The sequence below is a fragment of the Bradyrhizobium jicamae genome, assembly GCF_018130215.1.
Taxonomy (GTDB): Bacteria; Pseudomonadota; Alphaproteobacteria; order Rhizobiales; family Xanthobacteraceae; genus Bradyrhizobium; species Bradyrhizobium jicamae_A.
Map to the genome: position 1 here is coordinate 587,809 of NZ_JAFCKQ010000001.1, position 17,369 is coordinate 605,177.

Below are 17,369 nucleotides of genomic sequence, written 5' to 3' on the forward strand. Positions count from 1 at the left end.
CTGCTACCCAAACTCACGCCCTCGACCCCAGGCCCTATGCCCGCTCCCATCAGCTCCTCCACCGCCGATTCCGAGAGGGTTCTTGGGGGTTCTTGTCTTGGCCCGGCCTTCTGCTAGAGAGGACGGAACGCTTCTAGAACCAGAACGCCCGATGTCGCCGGCGAATGCCGGACAAGTGTCGGGAACCCTAGGAAACGCAAAGGAAACGCCGGGACAGCGCGGCGATCAGCAGTGTCGAACAACCGGGTTAATGAGGTCTGAACGGCGGCCAATTTGGCAAGCCGCAGGCCTCATGAAAGCAGGACATGTCGGTGAAGAAAAAGCCTCTCGTCGTCGTCACCCGCAAGCTGCCGGACTCGATCGAGACCCGGATGCGCGAGCTGTTCGACGCCAGACTGAATCTCGACGACACGCCGATGACGCCGGAGCAGATCGCGGAAGCCGCGCGCAGCGCCGACATTCTGGTGCCGACGGTGACGGATCTGATCCGCGAGGACGTGATCAACCAACCGGACTGCAAGCTGAAGATGATCGCCAATTTCGGCAACGGCGTCGACAATATCGACGTCGCGGCCGCGCATGCGCGCGGCATCACGGTCACCAACACGCCTAAAGTCCTGACCGAAGACACCGCCGACATGACCATGGCGATGATCCTCGCGGTGCCCAGGCGCATGATCGAAGGCGCCTCGATCCTGACCGAGGGCAAGCAGAACTGGGCCGGCTGGTCGCCGACCTGGATGCTCGGCCATCGCATCGGCGGAAAGCGGCTCGGCATCATCGGCATGGGCCGCATCGGCCAGGCGGTGGCGCGGCGCGCCCGCGCCTTCGGCCTGCAGATCCACTATCACAACCGCCGCCCGGTGGCGCCTGTCATCGCCGACGAGCTGGGGGCGACCTATTGGGAAAGCCTCGACCAGATGCTGGCACGGATGGACATCATCTCGGTGAACTGTCCGCACACGCCGGCCACCTTCCATCTGCTGTCAGCGCGGCGGCTCAAGCTGATCCGGAAAGAGGCCTATATCGTCAACACGTCCCGCGGTGAGGTGATCGACGAGGACACCCTGATCAAGCTGATCGAAGCCGGCGAGATCGGTGGTGCGGCTCTCGACGTCTACGAGCACGAGCCCGCGGTGAACCCGAAGCTGGTGCGGCTCGCCAGGGCCGGCAAGGTGGCGTTGTTGCCGCATATGGGCTCGGCGACCATCGAGGGCCGGGTCGAGATGGGCGAGAAGGTGATCATCAACATCAGAACCTTCCTCGACGCCCACAAGCCGCCGGATCGCGTGCTGCCGAGCATGCTGTGACCTCGTAGCCCGGATGGAGCGCAGCGAAATCCGGGGCCGCGCTCGAAATATCGAAAACAACGCCATGCAAAGTAACCGGTGGCAGACATCGTCGCCAGCGGCTGACCCCCATCCCGACCTTCCCACTTTCGGGGGCAGGAGAGGACAGATCGCGGCCGGAAGAAGCCAACGCGTCCCTACGTGCTTTTCTTGCGTGCCTGCTTGCGCCAGTCGGCAACGAACGACACGAACGCAGCGAGCGCCGGCGGTGGCTGGCGGCGGCTCGGATAGTAGAGGAACGGCCCGGGGAACGGCGGGCACCAATCGTCGAGCACGCTGACCAGCGCCCCGGACTTGACGCCGTAGCGCACATAGCCCTCGAACGTCGCCCAGTAGCCGACGCCGTCATGAACTGCGCGCAGTGCCAGGCCGAGATAGGTCGCGATCAGCTTGGCCGGCGGCGAGATCTTCACCATGCGGCCGTTCTTCTCGAACTCCCAATCGAAGATCGCGCCGCTGCCGAAACGGGTGCGGATGCAGGCGTGGTCCAGCAGATCCTTCGGATGCATCGGCCGGCCGTGCCTCGCGACATAGTCGCTCGAAGCCACGACCGCATAGCGCTGCGGAGCGCCCAGCGGCACCGCGATCATATCCTGCGCCAGGTGCTCGCCATAGCGCACGCCGGCATCGAACCCCTGCGCGACGATGTCGACGAACGCGCTCTCCGCGACGATCTCCAGATCGACCTTCGGATGTTTGGCAAGGAACGGCCCGATCATCGGCGCCAGCACCAGATCGATCGCCGGCGGTGGCGCGTTGATTCGCAACCGCCCCGACGGCTCGGCGCGCAGGCCGCGCACCTGGTTGAGCGCATCGCCGACGTCGGCCATCGCTGGGCCGACGCGTGCGAGCAGCAGTTCGCCGGCCTCGGTCAGTGCGACGCTGCGCGTGGTGCGGTTCATCAGGCGGACGCCGAGCCGCTCTTCCATGTCACGCAGACGCTGGCTGAGGCTCGACACCGAGACGCGCTGCTCGAGCGCCGCACGTCGGAAGTTGCGCGTGCGCGCCACCGCCACGAAGGCGTCGAGGTCGCGAAGGTCGAAATCCTGCATTGTTCGGTATATTGAACAAGCCATTCAGCACTGTCCAGCTTATCCACGCAATCGAAAAGCTTCATATCAGCGCCGTCTTTCGGCGGCGGAATCCTGTCGCCGTTTCCTGGAGAAACATCATGGACAAGCGCAAACTAGGTTCCACCGGCCCAGCCGTTTCGGCCATCGGCCTCGGCTGCATGGGCATGTCCGATTTCTACGGCCCCGCCGACCGCAACGAGAGCATCGCCACCATCCATGCCGCACTCGAGGCCGGCATCACGCTGCTCGACACCGGCGACTTCTACGGCATGGGCCACAATGAAATGCTGATTGGCGAGGCGCTCAAGGGCCGGAGCCGCGACAATCTGCAGATCAGCGTCAAGTTCGGCGCGCTGCGTGATCCCAATTACGGCTTCCTCGGCTATGACAGTCGACCCCAGGCGGTGAAGAATTTCGTCGCCTATTCGCTGCGGCGACTCGGCGTCGATCACATCGACATCTACCGTCCGGCCCGGCTCGATCCCGCCGTGCCGATCGAGGAAACGATCGGCGCCATGGCCGACATGATCAAGGCCGGCTGGATCCGGCATATCGGCCTGTCCGAGGTCGGTTCCGACACCATCCGCCGCGCCCACAAAATACATCCGATCACCGACCTGCAGATCGAATATTCGCTGATCTCGCGCGGCATCGAGCATGACATCCTCAAAACCTGCCGCGAGTTCGGCATTGGCATATCAGCCTATGGCGTGCTGGCGCGCGGATTGATCAGCGGCCACTGGTCGAAGGATCACTCGAACGCGAAGGATTTTCGCCTGCTCAGCCCGCGTTTCCAGGCCGGCAATATCGACGCCAATCTGGCGCTGGCAGATCGTCTGCGCGTGATCGCCGAGGAGATCGGCGCATCGCCTGCACAAGTCGCGATCGCCTGGGTCGCAGCGCAGGGCAAGGACATCGTACCGCTGGTCGGCGCAAGGCGGCGCGAGCGCCTGACCGAAGCGCTTGGTGCGCTTGATGTGAAATTGTCCGATGCGCATCTTGCTGCGCTGGCCAAGGCGTTTCCAGCCGGCGCCGCCTCAGGCGGCCGCTATCCGGAGGAGCACCTCAAACATATGGACAGCGAGAAGCCCGCGAAGGCGTCGTAAGATTCAAAAATACCCGCTCAGATCTGTGATGCCGGGAGCGTCACCATTGAGCGGGTTCTGCGGATCGCGCGCGTAGCGCAGGGTCTCAAACCGCATCGCGCGCGCATCCACCATCAAGAGGCGCCCGACCAGGCTCTCGCCGAAACCCACGATCTCGCGGATCGCCTCCAGTGCCATCATCGATCCCATGATGCCGGCGAGCGCGCCCATCACGCCCGCCTCGGCACAGGCCGGCACGGTGCCCGGCGGCGGCGGCTCGGGGAACAGGCAGCGATAGGTCGGGTTGAATTCGCCCTGCGCGTTCTTCTCATGCGCGCGGATCGTGGTCAGCGAGCCGTCGAACTGGCCGAGCGCCGCCGTGATCAGCGGCTTGCCTGCGAGGAAGCAGGCGTCCGAAACCAGATAGCGGGTCTCGAAATTATCTGAACCGTCGAGCACGAGATCGTAGCCCGCGAGCAACTTCATCGCATTGTGCGCGTCGAGCCGGACCGGATGCCCCTCGAACATCACATGCGGATTGAGCGCACGGATCTGCGCGGCGGCACTGTCGACCTTGCGCTTGCCGATGTCCGGCGTCGCATGGATGATCTGGCGCTGCAGGTTGGACAGTGACACGCTATCGTCATCGACCACGCCGAGCCGGCCGATACCTGCGGCCGCCAGATACATCAACACGGGCGCCCCAAGACCGCCGGCGCCGATCACCAGCACCGACGCGTTCTTCAACGCGTTCTGACCGGGACCGCCCACCTCGCGCAGCACGATGTGGCGGGCGTAGCGTTCGAGTTCATCGGCACTCAGCATCATGATGTCCTAAAGCCCGGCTCCGTGAACCCGGGCGCGGTTGTTGCCGACCAAGCAGATGTGCTTAATTGCGTGGACGTCAATGGTTTCAGTCATTCCCGCCGGATTTGTCATGAGATCGCTGCTTTCGGCAATATTGATGGTCGCGGCCGCGGACGCGGTGCATGCCCAGATGACGCCGCCGTCGACCGTCGGCGCCAAGCCGAAGGTCGTGACGACAATACCTGTCCGCCCCGCGCTGCAGAAGCCGGAGGACACCGCCAATGCGATGGCGCAGGCCGAGCGTCTGGCGCTGCAATCGGATCTTGCCTGGGTGGGCGAATATAACGGTGCCATCGCCGGCGATGTCAGCGAGCGCATGGTCAACGCGATCAAGGAATTCCAGAAGAACAAGGGCGGCAAGCCGACCGGCGTGCTGAATCCGCAGGAACGCGGCCTGCTCGCCGACACGGCGCGGCGGCGGCAGGAGAATGTCGGCTGGAGGATCGTCACCGAGCCCGCCACCGGCGCGCGTCTCGGCATTCCCACAAAGCTTGTGCCACAGCTCACGAGCGATGCCTCCGGCGCCAAATGGACCTCACCGACCGGCACGATCCAGGTGCAGCTCGCCCGGCGCAAGGAGGCAAACCCGACCACCGCCAAGCTCGCCGAGCGCGAAAAGAAGGAACCGGCCGGCCGCACCATCGACTACACCGTGGTGAAGCCGGACTTCTTCGTGCTGTCGGGCATGCAGGGACTGAAGAAGTTCTACCTGCGCGGCACCTTCCGGGGCGACGAGGTGCGCGTTCTCACCATCCTCTATGATCAGGCAACCGAAAATACCGTCGAGCCGGTCGTGATCGCGATGTCGAGCGCATTCAACGCGTTTCCATCGGGCGTGCAGGGCGGCCCGCCGCCGCGCAAGACCGTCGACTATGGCACCGGTGTCGTGGTCAGCGATGACGGCGCCATCGTCACTGATCGCCTGGTGACCGATGACTGCATCGCGCTGACGATTCCCGGCTACGGCAATGCCGATCGTGTCGCCGATGACAAGGAGCACGATCTCGCACTGCTGCACATCTATGGCGCGCGCGGATTGAAGCCGCTTTCCGTCGCCGGCAATGCGACCGGGACGGCGTTTGAAATCACGGGCATCTCTGATCCGCAGAACCAGGGCGGCGGTGCGGCGGTGAGCAGCGTGAAGGCCTCAGTGGCGCAACTCGGCGGCGGAGGCGAAATGGCGCTGTCACCGGCGCCGCCGGTCGGCTTCTCCGGCGCGGCAGCGCTCGACAGCGACGGCAAGTTCGCCGGCGTCGCGCTGCTGAAGCCGGTCGTCGTCGCGGGCCCGGCCAGCGCAACACCTCCGGCGCAGGCCGCGCTGGTGCAGCCGGACACCGTGCGCGATTTCCTGAAGGCGCACGGTGTGAACGCATCGGGCGGTTCGGCTGACGCCAAGGCCGCTGTGGTCCGCGTGATCTGCGTCAGGAAGTAAGTCCACCTCGCCCCGCTTGCGGTCCGATGAGGGGGTACAGGTCGTGCAGCGGGCACCGCCTGGCGGATGGAGCCCCTCACCCCACACTCTTCCCGCAAGAGCGGGGCGAGGAAGCCCAACCAACTTTCCTCACCGCAACATGAACCGCACACCAGCCCGCGCATACCCGCCCGCGATGCCGACCGGCGTGCCGTCGGCACGCCAGCAGGCGGCGCCGGTCATGGTGCCGTCGTCGTTGAACACGATGCCGTTCATGCCGCCGGCCACCGTCGACACCACCTGCACCTTGTGCCCCTTCGCGGCGAGCGCGGCGCGAACGGTTTCCGGCACCGCCTGCTCGACCTCGAGCGCATTGCCTTCGGTCCAGACCCGCGGCGCCTCGACTGCCTCCTGCAGGCTCATGCCGTGGTCGATCAGGTTGATCAGCGCCTGCATCGCGCTCGGGAAGATGCGTTTTCCTCCGGGCAGCCCGAGCGCATAAGTGAGCTTGCCGTCGCGCAGCGCCATCAGTGGCGACATCGAGGTGGTGACGCGCTTGCCTGCGGCGAGCGACAGCGCGTGTCCCGGCCGCGGGTCGAACAGGTTCATGTAGTTGTTCGGGATGGTGCCGAGACCGGGGATCAGGATCTTCGCGCCAAACAGATTGTTGATGGTCTGCGTGGTCGCGACCACGTTGCCCATGGCGTCCGCCGCGGTCATGTGCGTGGTGTGCGCGCTTTCGAGCTGCGCGACGCCGGCGCTCCAGGCCTGCGCGGAAGCGGGATCGATCGCGGATCGACGCTCGTCGGCATAGGCCTTCGAGGTCAGCCGCTCCACCGGCACGTTGATGTAGGCGGGATCGCCGCTCGCGGCCTCGCGATCGGCAAAGGCGATCTTCAGCACTTCGGCGAGAAGATGAATGGTCTCGGTCGAGCCGAAGCCGAGGCGCGCGATGTCATAGCCTTCGAGAATGTTGAGCATCTGCGTGATATGCACGCCGGACGCCGCCGGCGGCGGCGGGCCCAGAATCTCCCAGCCGCGATAGTCGGCGCGGATCGGCTGCCGCTCGACGGTCTTGTAGGTGGTGAGGTCCTCGCGCGCGATGAAGCCGCCGTTCGCCTGCATGTAGTCGACGAGGATGTCGCCGAGCGGTCCCCGATACAGCGCGTCCTCGCCATGCTCGGCGATGTACTTCAATGTCTCCGCATATTCCGCCTGCACCACGCGCTCGCCGGGCTTCAGCGGCGTGCCGTTCGGCAGATAGATCGCCGAGATCGGCTTGTCCTTCAGCATCACCTCGGCGCCGTCGGTGATGCATTCGTGCAAATAAGGTGTTGTCGCATAGCCGCGCGCGGCATGCTTGATCGCCGGCTGCATCACGTCGGCAAGACTCATGGTGCCGAAGCGGCGCAGGGTCTCGCACCAGGCCTTCAGCGAGCCTGGCACGGCAACCGCCTTCGGCCCGTTGAGGTTCTCGTTGCCGACCGTATCGAACACGTCATGCGCCGAGCCGGGCTTGGAGGTATAGGTGTCCGGCTGCACTGCCTTCGGCACGGTGCTCTGCCCGTCGATAAAGCGGTGACTGCCGTCGGCGAGGCGGATATGCGCCATACCGCCGCCGATGATGCCGACCATCATCGGCTCGACCAGGGTCAGCGTGAACAGGGTCGCGATCGCTGCATCGATCGCGTTGCCGCCGGCGGCAAGCATCTCGGCGCCTGCGGCAGAAGCCAGCGGATGATTGCTCACCACCATGCCGCGGCTGGACGTCGCCGGCTGTTTCTGGCACTCGAAGTCCGTTGCCGCGCGGTCGCGCCAGTTGCCGCCCATGAGCCGTTCTCCGCTTGTTGTTATTCTTGACACTCTATTTTTGGCATTTGGGGCACCAGAACGTCGAACGGCCATTCTGGGTGAATCGTTTGACAGTGCCGCCGCAGCCCCTGGTTCGGCACGGCTCGCCTTCGCGGTCGTAGACCTGGAACGAATGCTGGAAATAGCCGAGATCGCCATTGGTCAGCCGGTGATCGCTGATCGAGGAGCCGCCGGCCTTGATCGCCTGGTTGAGCACCGAATGGATGGCATCGACCAGGTGCGTGGAATGATTAGTAGGCTCGGCTTTCCCGGTCGCAAGCGTCGCGGCCAATCGCCGCGGCGACAGGTGCGCGCGAAACAGGGCCTCGCAGACATAGATGTTGCCGAGTCCCGCCACCACGCGCTGGTCGAGCAGCGCAGCCTTCAGGCTGGTCTTCTTGTTGTGGCAGGCTCGCGCCAGCATCGCGGCATCGAATTCGTTGCCTAGCGGCTCGGGACCCAGCCCCTTCAGGAGCGGCTCATCCTCGAGCGCGTTGCGCGCGATGATCTTCATGTAGCCGAAGCGGCGCGGATCGTTGAAGACAACCGCAGCTCCCGACGACATGTGGAACACGACATGATCGTGGGCGCGATCCTCGCTCCGCGGATGGTGGAATTGGCCTTGTGTCGCGTCCCCCTCCTCCTTGTGCACGCGGAACGAGCCTGACATCCCCAGATGCATCAGCAGCACGTCGCCCGAGGTGAGGTCCGCCATCAAATATTTGGCGCGACGGCCAAGTCCGGTGACGGTCTGGCCCTCGAGCCGGGCGATGAAGTCTTTTTGAAACGGAAACCGCAAATCCTTGCGGCGGGCTTCGGCCTTGACGATCCTGGAGCCCTCCATGGCCGGCTGCAGGCCGCGGCGGACGGTCTCGACTTCGGGTAATTCCGGCATAGCAGGGCATTCACCTTTTGAAGGTGACGTGATAGCGCCATTGCGGCCGCCGCGCTATGGTCTGGCTGGAGCGTTTCCGAGCGAAGTGGGCACCGGTTCGCGTGAGGAAAACGCGACCAAAAAGGTAAGAGTTCTGAGTGATGGATCGGCCGGAGCAAACCACCCATTTCGGCTTCAGGGACGTGCCCCTGGGCGAGAAGCAGACGCTGGTGAACGAGGTGTTTCACAGCGTGGCGTCGCGCTATGATCTGATGAACGATCTGATGTCGGCAGGCCTGCACCGGGCCTGGAAGGACGTCATGATCACCACGCTCGATCCACCCAAGGGCGACAAGCCGTTCACCCTGCTCGATGTCGCCGGCGGCACCGGCGACATCGCCTTCCGCGCCGCCAAGGCCGGCGGCGCCGGCTTCCGCGCCACCGTCTGCGACATCAATGGCGACATGCTGGCGGTCGGCCGCGAGCGCGCCGCCAAGCAGCACCTCGATGACCGCGTGGCGTTCGTCGAGGGCAACGCCGAGACACTTGCCTTCGCGGATCGCTCGTTCGACGCCTACACGATCGCCTTCGGCATCCGCAACGTGCCGCGGATCGACCTTGCGCTGCGCGAGGCCTATCGCGTGCTGAAGCCGGGCAGCCGCTTCCTGTGCCTGGAATTCTCCACCGTCGACGTGCCAGGCCTCGACCGGCTCTACGACCTGTTCTCGTTCAAGGTGATCCCGCAGCTCGGCCGCGCCGTCACCGGTGATGCCGAGTCCTATCAATACCTCGTCGAGTCGATCCGCAAATTTCCGCGGCCGAACGCGTTCGCCGAGATGATCGGCGCCGCCGGCTTCTCGCGCGTGAAGTGGCAGAGCCTCTCCGGCGGCATCGTGGCGCTGCATTCGGGCTGGCGTTTGTGATCTCGGCACTGTCCCACATCACGCGCCTCGCCCGCGCCGGCCTCGTGTTTGCGCGCGAGGGCGTGTTCGGCGTCGTCGATCCCTCGCTGGTGCCGCCGCCCGGACAGCTTGCGCTGAAGCTGGCGCGGCTGATCGAACGCCCCGGTGCCAAGTCCGGCGCGCGGCTGTCGCGCGCGCTGACGCGGCTCGGACCCGCCTACCTCAAGCTCGGACAGTTCCTCGCGACGCGGCCCGACGTCGTCGGCGTCGTGATGGCGCGCGACCTTGAAAGCCTGCAGGACCGGCTGCCGCCATTCTCGCAGGATGAGGCTGAGACGGTGATCGCGCAATCGCTGGAACGGCCGCTGTCGCAAGCCTTTGCCAGCCTCGGACCCGCGGTGGCCGCAGCCTCGATCGCACAGGTGCATCGCGGCGAGGTCGAGCGCGATGGCATCCGCCGCCAGGTCGCGGTGAAGGTGCTCCGGCCGAATGTCGCCGCGCGCTTTCGCCGTGACCTCAGCGATTTCTTCTTCGTCGCGCGCAACGCGGAGGCTCACTCCGCCGAGGCGCGTCGCCTGAGGCTGATCGAGGTCATCAACACGATGTCGCGCTCGGTCGCGATGGAGATGGACCTGCGGCTCGAGGCGGCCGCGCTGTCGGAGATGGCGGAGAACACGCAGGACGATCCGGATTTCCGCGTGCCGACCGTCGACTGGGACCGCACCACCCACAACGTGCTGACGATGGAGTGGATCGACGGCATCGCGCTCAACGACCACGCGCGGCTGGCGGAGGCCAAGGTCGACCTGCCGGATCTCGGCCGCAAGGTGATCCAGAGCTTTCTGCGCCACGCGCTGCGCGACGGTTTCTTCCACGCCGACATGCATCCCGGCAATCTGTTCCTTGACGAGGCCGGCCGACTGGTCGCCGTCGACTTCGGCATCATGGGCCGGCTCGGATCGAAGGAGCGGCGTTTCCTTGCGGAGATCCTGCTCGGCTTCATCACCCGCGACTATCGCCGCGTCGCCGAGGTGCATTTCGAGGCCGGTTATGTGCCGGGACATCATTCGGTGGAGAATTTCGCGCAGGCGATCCGCGCCATCGGCGAGCCGATCCACAACCGCACCGCCGAAGAGATCTCGATGGCGAAGCTGCTGACGCTGCTGCTCGAGGTCACGGGCCTGTTCGACATGCAGACGCGGCCGGAGCTGATCCTCTTGCAGAAAACCATGGTGGTGGTCGAGGGCGTGGCGCGCGGCTTCGACCCCAAGCTCGACATCTGGAAGATCGCCGACCCCGTGGTGCGCGAATGGATCACGCAGAATCTCGGCCCGGCTGGTCGTATCCAGAGCGCGATGTCGGGCGCCGGCGAGCTCGGCCGCATCCTGTCCGGCCTGCCGGCGATCGCCAGCCGCGCCGTGACGGTGCTCGAGCAGTTGGAGACCATGACCAGCGAGGGTCACATGCTGTCATCGGATACCATTGAGCAAATGGCCCATGCCGAGGCCCGAAAGGCCCGGGTGCAAACCGTCGGCCTTTGGGTCATCGCCATCGCCCTCATTGCAATCTTCTTTGCGATCCGGTCGCAGTGAATTTGATTGCAATGCATGCATGATATGATAGCGTTGCTATCATATCTGAGGGCGCGCCATGGCCAGCCTGACCATCCGAAAGCTCGACGACACGCTGAAGGCCTATCTGCGGCTGCGCTCCGCCAAGAATGGACGCTCGGTCGAGGAGGAGGTCCGGGTCATCTTGCGCGAGCTCGCGGACGGTCGTGCCGAGCCCGCCGAGGCGGTCGCAGCCGTCCCCGCGGCCAGCTCTGCGCCCGTCCCCCGCGCGGCCAGCGCGGCCGGAGAGCCCCGGATCACCCTGATCATCGGCGGTGGAATCGCCGCCTACAAGGCGCTGGATTTGATCCGGCGGCTGAAGGAGCGGCATATCCAGGTCCGCTGCGTGCTGACCAGTGCAGCCCGGCAATTCATCACCCCGCTTGCCGCCAGCGCGCTGTCGCATGAGCGCGTCTACACCGACCTGTTCGATGCCGAGAGCGAGTTCGACGCCGGCCATATCCGCCTTGCCCGCGAGTGCGACCTGATCGTGGTGGCGCCGGCGACTGCCGACCTGATGGCCAAGATGGCGCACGGCCATGCCGACGACCTCGCCAGCGCTGTCCTGCTCGCGGCCAATCGGCCGATCCTGCTGGCGCCGGCGATGAACCCCCTGATGTGGAACAATCCGGCCACACGCCGCAACGTGCTGCAGCTCCGCCGCGACGGCATCCATACCGTCGGCCCCAATGCCGGCGAGATGGCCGAGGCAGGCGAAGCCGGGGTCGGGCGGATGGCCGAGCCGACCGAGATCGCCGCCGCCGCCGACCACATGCTGCGACCGCCGCAACCACGCCCGCTGGCCGGCAAGCGCGTCCTGATCACTGCCGGCCCGACCCATGAGGCGATCGATCCGGTCCGCTACATCGCCAACCGCTCCTCCGGCAAGCAGGGCTTTGCCATTGCCGTCGCGGCGCGAGCGGCCGGCGCCGATGTCGTGCTGGTGTCCGGCCCGGTCGAATTGCACGATCCGGCCGGCATCTCGGTCATGCGCGTTGAATCCGCACGCGACATGCTGCACCGGGTCGAGGCGGCGCTGCCGGTCGACGTCGCGATCTTCGCCGCCGCCGTCGCCGACTGGCGCGTCGTCAGCGAGGGGACGCAGAAGCTGAAGAAGACCTCGGCCGGCATGCCGCCGCTGCAGCTGGTCGAGAACCCCGACATCCTCGCCACGATCTCGAAGCTGAAGGACAAGCGGCCACCGCTGGTGATCGGTTTTGCCGCCGAGACCGAGCATCTGATCGACAATGCCAAGGCGAAATTCGCCCGCAAGGGCTGCGACTGGATCGTCGCCAACGACGTGTCACCGGCATCAGGCGTGATGGGCGGCGACCGCAATACCGTCCATCTGCTGGCGCGTGAGGGCAAGGACGTGACGGTCGACTCCTGGCCGGTCATGACCAAGGAAGAGGTCGCCGCTGCGCTGGTGTCGCGGATCGCAAGAACCGTGGGGACGGCATCGTGAGCGCAGCCATCAAGGTCGAAATCCGCCAGCTTCCGCATGGCGCGGATCTGCCGTTGCCGGCCTACCAGACCGCCGACGCCGCCGGGCTCGATCTCCTGGCTGCGGTGCCGCAGTCCGCGCCCCTGATCCTGTTGCCGGGACGCTACGAGATGGTTCCGACCGGGCTGACCATCGCGCTGCCACCCGGCTTCGAGGCGCAGGTGCGGCCGCGCTCCGGCCTCGCCGCCAAGCACGGCATCACGGTGCTGAACTCGCCCGGCACGATCGACGCCGACTATCGCGGCGAGATCAACGTGCTCTTGATCAATCACGGCCAGGCGGCGTTCTCGATCCGCCGCGGCGAGCGTATCGCGCAGATGGTGATCGCGCCCGTCACCCGGGCGGAGCTGGTTCCCGTCGAGGTGCTGTCCTCGACCGAGCGCGGCAGCGGCGGGTTTGGTTCAACCGGCCGCTAGAGCATGATCCGGACCGGAATGGCCGCGTGCCTGCGCAAAGTGGGCACCGGTTCCTCCGCAAGATCATGTTCCGATGACAAGGCTCTTCCGCGCAAATACGGAGTCATTTCGAGTCAAATGCACACGATGCAGCGTCGCCGCCGCGCATTTTTTCACAGCCGATTCTGCGTTCACGATCTGGACTCTTACTCGCTGACTCCCGTTGGGACTATTCTGCTTTGATTCGAGCACGACGGGGGGTTTTCGTCGCGCTTTCTGGTCCTGCTTTGCTTGGGCATGATCCCGGCGTAAACGCGAAGCGTTTGTCGCCAGGGGGAGATTGTTCTTCCCATTTTCGGATCCTGCCTGGGAGTTGTGCGTTCTGGGGCAACATATGTTGGGCGTAGTCGCGGCGATGCGTCGAACCCTGCTGTCATGCACCTCACTGGCGCGCGACGGCGCGATCGGGCTCGCCATGACGGCATTGCTGCCCGCCCGCGCTGCCATAGCCGCCGAGATGACGCTCACCCAGGCGGTCTCGGATCATTTCGGCCTCAATCATCAGGAGGTCGCGGTTCTCGCGACGTCCTTTGCCCTGGTCGGCTTTTCCGTCGTCTCCGCGATCCTCTTGATGCGCACCCGCGTGCGCGCGACCCGCAACGAGGAGCGGCTGCGCTCCGATATCGCCGATCTGCAGGTGCAGTCCGACCGGCTGCGCGCGCTGCTGTTCGCCGAGCCGCAGGTGCTGATCTCCTGGGCCGCGGGCGACAACCGGCCGCAAATCTCGGGCGACATCTCGCTCGTGATGTCGCAGGAAGGTTCGCCGCAGCGCATCCTCGCCTTCGGAACCTGGCTGCCGCCCGAGCCGGCGCTGCAGATGGATCATGCCGTCGACGCGCTGCGCGAAAAGGGCGAGGCTTTCCTGCTCAACCTCTCGACATCGGCCGGGCGCGCCATCGAGGCGATGGGGCGCGCGATCGGCGGACAGGCCATCGTGCGGATCCGCGAGCTCGGCGGCCTCAGGCGCGAGCTCGCCGAATCGAACCTGCGCTACAAGACGCTGCAGGAAGAGACCGAGCTGCTGCGCGACTTTGCCGCCGCCGCGCCCTGGCCGATCTGGGCCAGGAGCATCGAAGGCAATCTGCGCTACGCCAACGCGGCCTATGTCCGCGCCACCGAGGGCGCCAGCGTCACCGACGCGCTCCAGCGCAATCTCGAACTGCTCGAAAGCGATCAGCGCACCGAGCTGACGCGGGCGCTCAACGACAATGCGAGCTATGCCGCGCGCCTGCCGATCGTCGTCAGCGGCGAGCGGCGGATCTACGACGTGCAGGCGCTCAAGCTGACCGGCGGTAGCGCCGGCATCGCAATCGATGCCAGCGAGGCCGCCGCGCTGCGCGCGGCGCTGACGCGGATGGTCGAGGCGCACCGGCGCACCCTGGACCAGTTGTCCTCGGGCGTGGCCGTGTTCGACGCCGACCGGCGGCTCACCTTCTATAATGAATCCTACCGGCGCCTTTGGGGCCTCGACCAGTCGTTCCTCGACAGCAATCCCGACGACTCCAGCATCCTCGACCGGCTGCGTGCCACCCGCAAGCTGCCGGAGCAGCCGGATTTCCGCGCCTGGAAGGCCAAGCTGCACGAGGCCTATCGCGCGGTCGAGTCCGAGACCTACACCTGGTTCCTGCCCGACGGTCGGGCGGTCAGCGTCGTCACCACGCCGAATCTTGAAGGCGGCGTGACCTATCTGTTCGACAACGTCACCGAGAGCCTCGACCTCGCCCGCCGCTTCGACGGCCTGACGCGGGTGCAGCGCGAGACCCTCGACAACCTTGCCGAGGCGGTCGCGGTGTTCGGCAGCAACGGCCGCGCACGCCTGTTCAATCCGGCCTTCGCCAGGATGTGGAAGCTGTCGCCCGACGCCTTGAACGGCGAGCCGCATATCGAGGCGGTGGAAGCGCTGTGCAAGCCGCTCTACGACGATGCGCAGACCTGGCGGACGCTGCGCGAATCGGTCACCGCGATCGAGAACCGCGCCCAGGTCGCGCTCAAGCTGGAGCGCAAGGACGGCAGCGTGCTGGATTGCATGACCATTCCGCTGCCCGACGGCGCGACGCTGCTCACCTTCCAGGACATCACCGACACCGAGAATGTCGAGCGCGCGCTGCGCGAGCGCAATGAGGCGCTGGAAGCCGCCGACCAGATGAAGGTGGATTTCGTCCACCACGTGTCCTACGAGCTGCGCGCACCGCTCACCACCATCATCGGCTTCGCGCATTTCCTCAGCGATCCCTCGACCGGCCCGCTGACGCCGAAGCAGGCCGAATATCTCGACTACGTCACCAAATCGACCAACGCGCTGCTGGCGTTGACCAACAACATCCTCGATCTCGCCACCATCGACGCCGGCGCGATGAAGCTCGAGCTCGGCCCTGTCAACATTGGCCAGGCGATCGAGGCTGCCGCCGAGGGCATCCAGGACCGGCTGGCGACCGATCGCATCACGCTCAAGGTCGATATCGAGCCCGGCATCGGCGGCTTCATCGGCGACGAACGGCGCGTGGTGCAGGTGCTCTATAACCTGCTCGCCAACGCCGTGGGCTTCTCGCCACACGACGCCACCGTCACGATCAGCGCACGGCGGACCGGCCACAGCGTGGTATTCGCGGTCACCGATTCCGGTCCCGGCATTCCGCCGGAAATGAAGGACAAGGTCTTCAACTGGTTCGAAAGCCACTCCCACGGCTCGCGGCATCGCGGCGCCGGTCTCGGCCTGTCGCTGGTCCGTTCCTTTGTCGAGCTGCATGGCGGCCGGGTGCGCGTCGATTCGGCCGTCGGAAAGGGCACGACGGTGACCTGCGACTTTCCTGTTGACCAAACCGCGCATCGCAACGCTGCGGAATGATTGCGACCTCCACATTCTCGGTCCCTCTCGCGAACGAAGGCGCGACATCGGAGCTGATGGCCGACCTCGCGCTCTTGATCGGCGCCGGCGACGTGATCACGCTGTCGGGCGACCTCGGCGCCGGCAAGACGGCTGCGGCCCGCGCGCTGATCCGCTATCTCGCCGTCGACGATGCGCTGGAAGTGCCGAGCCCGACATTCACGCTGGCGCAGAGCTACGAGCTGCCGCCATTCCCGCTCATTCATGCCGACCTCTACCGTATCAACGATGCGAGTGAGCTCGATGAGATCGGGCTGTCGCCGCTGCCCGACGGCGTCGTCGCACTGATCGAATGGCCGGAGCGCGCACCCGATGCGTTACCCGGCGACCGCATCGACATCGCGCTGAGCCATCGCCCGGCGCTGGGATCGACCGCGCGCGCGGCCGAAATCACCGGCTACGGGAAAGCCGCCGCGAAAGTCACTCGCCTGAAGCTGCTGCGCCAATTCCTCGATGGCGCGGGTTATCTTGACGCCCGGCGCGAGCGGATGCCCGGTGATGCCTCGACGCGATCCTATGCGCGGCTGCACACAAACAATGGCAGCGTCATCCTGATGAACTCGCCGCGGCGACCTGATGGCCCGCCGATCTATGACGGCAAGTCCTACAGTGCGGCGGTGCATCTGGCTGAGGACGTCCGGCCGTTCGTCGCGATCGGCAACGGCCTGCGCAAGCACGGCTTCTCCGCCCCCGCTATCCGGCACACCGATCTCGAATCCGGCTTCCTCATCACCGAGGATCTCGGCGGCGCCGGCGTGGTCGAGGGTGAGCCGCCGCAGCCGATCGTCGAGCGCTATGAGGCCGCGACCGAGATGCTGGCGGCGCTGCATCGCGAGGTGTTGCCGGAAACGCTGCCGCTGACGGCGGAGACAAGCTACGACATGCCGGTGTTCGACGTCGATGCCTGGCTGATCGAGATCGGGCTGATGCTCGAATGGTACATGCCCGATCGCGGCGTGCAGCCGAGCGATGAGCTCCGCGCGGAATTTCTCGGGATGTGGCGCACGCTGCTGCAAAAGCCCGCCGCAGCGCCGCAGACCTGGGTGATCCGCGATTACCACTCGCCAAACCTCATCTGGCTCGCCGAGCGCACCGGAATCCTGCGCGTCGGCATCATCGATTTCCAGGATGCGCTGCTGGGACCTGCGGCCTATGACGTGGTGTCGCTGCTGCAGGATGCCCGGATCGACGTGCCCGAACAGCTCGAACTGTCGCTGCTGACGCGCTACATCAAGGCGCGGCGCACCACCGACCCGAGCTTCGATCCGGCGGCGTTCGCGGAGCTCTACGCGATCATGTCGGCGCAGCGGAATACCCGCCTGCTCGGCACTTTCGCACGGCTGAACCGGCGCGACGGCAAGCCGCAATATCTCAAGCACCAGCCGCGGATCTGGACCTATCTCAACCGGTCGCTTGGGCACCCCGCGCTCGCCATGCTGCGCGACTGGTACGCCGCCAACGTCCCTCCCCCGATACCGTAATTTACCGCTTGTTAGCCAGCCGC

General features: G+C 65.8%; 13 protein-coding genes. 9 read left to right on the forward strand and 4 right to left on the reverse strand.

All coding sequences use genetic code 11. The annotated features are described in order from the left end of the window. The first annotated feature begins 305 nt into the window (after positions 1–305). Positions 306–1,310 carry a D-glycerate dehydrogenase gene (locus tag JQ586_RS02680; protein WP_212392915.1) on the forward strand — a complete coding sequence of 335 codons (1,005 nt, stop codon included), beginning with the start codon at positions 306–308 and terminating at the stop codon, positions 1,308–1,310. A 176-nt stretch (positions 1,311–1,486) separates the two neighbouring features. Here the strand turns inward: JQ586_RS02680 and JQ586_RS02685 are convergent, their stop codons facing one another. Then, entirely contained in the window at positions 1,487–2,401 is a 915-nt protein-coding gene (locus tag JQ586_RS02685; RefSeq protein ID WP_212393014.1) for a LysR family transcriptional regulator, read from the reverse strand. 119 nt (positions 2,402–2,520) lie between these two features. On the opposite strand from JQ586_RS02685, the gene JQ586_RS02690 reads away from it, so the two are divergent. Beyond that, complete coding sequence (locus JQ586_RS02690; RefSeq protein ID WP_212392916.1) at positions 2,521–3,528, forward strand: aldo/keto reductase; 1,008 nt, start codon at positions 2,521–2,523, stop codon at positions 3,526–3,528. A gap of 3 nt (positions 3,529–3,531) precedes the next feature. On the opposite strand, the gene JQ586_RS02695 is transcribed toward JQ586_RS02690, so the two are convergent. Next, positions 3,532–4,332, reverse strand: coding sequence for a molybdopterin-synthase adenylyltransferase MoeB (locus tag JQ586_RS02695; RefSeq protein WP_212392917.1), 801 nt, complete (start codon positions 4,330–4,332; stop codon positions 3,532–3,534). A gap of 112 nt (positions 4,333–4,444) precedes the next feature. Between JQ586_RS02695 and JQ586_RS02700 the strand changes: the two genes are divergently transcribed. Beyond that, a complete protein-coding gene (locus JQ586_RS02700; RefSeq protein ID WP_212393015.1) occupies positions 4,445–5,806 on the forward strand; it encodes a serine protease in 1,362 nt (453 codons plus the stop codon). A gap of 129 nt (positions 5,807–5,935) precedes the next feature. On the opposite strand, the gene ggt is transcribed toward JQ586_RS02700, so the two are convergent. Beyond that, positions 5,936–7,615, reverse strand: a complete 1,680-nt coding sequence (gene ggt / locus JQ586_RS02705) for a gamma-glutamyltransferase (RefSeq protein ID WP_212392918.1) — start codon at positions 7,613–7,615, stop codon at positions 5,936–5,938. A gap of 34 nt (positions 7,616–7,649) precedes the next feature. Continuing rightward, complete coding sequence (mutM, locus tag JQ586_RS02710; RefSeq protein WP_212392919.1) at positions 7,650–8,531, reverse strand: bifunctional DNA-formamidopyrimidine glycosylase/DNA-(apurinic or apyrimidinic site) lyase; 882 nt, start codon at positions 8,529–8,531, stop codon at positions 7,650–7,652. A 140-nt stretch (positions 8,532–8,671) separates the two neighbouring features. On the opposite strand from mutM, the gene ubiE reads away from it, so the two are divergent. The 6 genes from ubiE to tsaE all read left to right on the forward strand — a co-directional run bounded on the left by ubiE (position 8,672) and on the right by tsaE (position 17,346). Continuing rightward, positions 8,672–9,433: a bifunctional demethylmenaquinone methyltransferase/2-methoxy-6-polyprenyl-1,4-benzoquinol methylase UbiE gene (ubiE, locus tag JQ586_RS02715; protein WP_212393016.1), complete on the forward strand. Its 762-nt coding sequence runs from the start codon at positions 8,672–8,674 to the stop codon at positions 9,431–9,433. After that, positions 9,430–11,004 carry a 2-polyprenylphenol 6-hydroxylase gene (gene ubiB, locus JQ586_RS02720; protein WP_212393017.1) on the forward strand — a complete coding sequence of 525 codons (1,575 nt, stop codon included), beginning with the start codon at positions 9,430–9,432 and terminating at the stop codon, positions 11,002–11,004. The genes ubiE and ubiB overlap by 4 nt, the downstream gene beginning before the upstream one ends. 58 nt (positions 11,005–11,062) lie before the next feature. After that, on the forward strand, positions 11,063–12,487 hold the full coding sequence (gene coaBC / locus JQ586_RS02725; RefSeq protein WP_212392920.1) for a bifunctional phosphopantothenoylcysteine decarboxylase/phosphopantothenate--cysteine ligase CoaBC: 1,425 nt from the start codon (positions 11,063–11,065) through the stop codon (positions 12,485–12,487). Beyond that, entirely contained in the window at positions 12,484–12,942 is a 459-nt protein-coding gene (gene dut, locus JQ586_RS02730) for a dUTP diphosphatase (RefSeq protein WP_212392921.1), read from the forward strand. Before coaBC ends, dut begins: the two co-directional genes overlap by 4 nt. A gap of 373 nt (positions 12,943–13,315) precedes the next feature. Continuing rightward, entirely contained in the window at positions 13,316–15,826 is a 2,511-nt protein-coding gene (locus JQ586_RS02735; protein ID WP_212392922.1) for a PAS domain-containing sensor histidine kinase, read from the forward strand. Further along, on the forward strand, positions 15,823–17,346 hold the full coding sequence (gene tsaE / locus JQ586_RS02740) for a tRNA (adenosine(37)-N6)-threonylcarbamoyltransferase complex ATPase subunit type 1 TsaE (RefSeq protein ID WP_212392923.1): 1,524 nt from the start codon (positions 15,823–15,825) through the stop codon (positions 17,344–17,346). The genes JQ586_RS02735 and tsaE overlap by 4 nt, the downstream gene beginning before the upstream one ends. The last annotated feature ends 23 nt before the right edge of the window (positions 17,347–17,369 follow it).

Coding starts and splice junctions, on each gene's coding strand:
- JQ586_RS02680 (WP_212392915.1), top strand. CDS start 306: ATGTCGGTGAAGAAAAAGCCTCTCGTCGTCGTCACCCGCAAGCTGCCG.
- JQ586_RS02685 (WP_212393014.1), bottom strand. CDS start 2,401: ATGCAGGATTTCGACCTTCGCGACCTCGACGCCTTCGTGGCGGTGGCG.
- JQ586_RS02690 (WP_212392916.1), top strand. CDS start 2,521: ATGGACAAGCGCAAACTAGGTTCCACCGGCCCAGCCGTTTCGGCCATC.
- JQ586_RS02695 (WP_212392917.1), bottom strand. CDS start 4,332: ATGCTGAGTGCCGATGAACTCGAACGCTACGCCCGCCACATCGTGCTG.
- JQ586_RS02700 (WP_212393015.1), top strand. CDS start 4,445: ATGAGATCGCTGCTTTCGGCAATATTGATGGTCGCGGCCGCGGACGCG.
- ggt (WP_212392918.1), bottom strand. CDS start 7,615: ATGGGCGGCAACTGGCGCGACCGCGCGGCAACGGACTTCGAGTGCCAG.
- mutM (WP_212392919.1), bottom strand. CDS start 8,531: ATGCCGGAATTACCCGAAGTCGAGACCGTCCGCCGCGGCCTGCAGCCG.
- ubiE (WP_212393016.1), top strand. CDS start 8,672: ATGGATCGGCCGGAGCAAACCACCCATTTCGGCTTCAGGGACGTGCCC.
- coaBC (WP_212392920.1), top strand. CDS start 11,063: ATGGCCAGCCTGACCATCCGAAAGCTCGACGACACGCTGAAGGCCTAT.
- JQ586_RS02735 (WP_212392922.1), top strand. CDS start 13,316: ATGTTGGGCGTAGTCGCGGCGATGCGTCGAACCCTGCTGTCATGCACC.
- tsaE (WP_212392923.1), top strand. CDS start 15,823: ATGATTGCGACCTCCACATTCTCGGTCCCTCTCGCGAACGAAGGCGCG.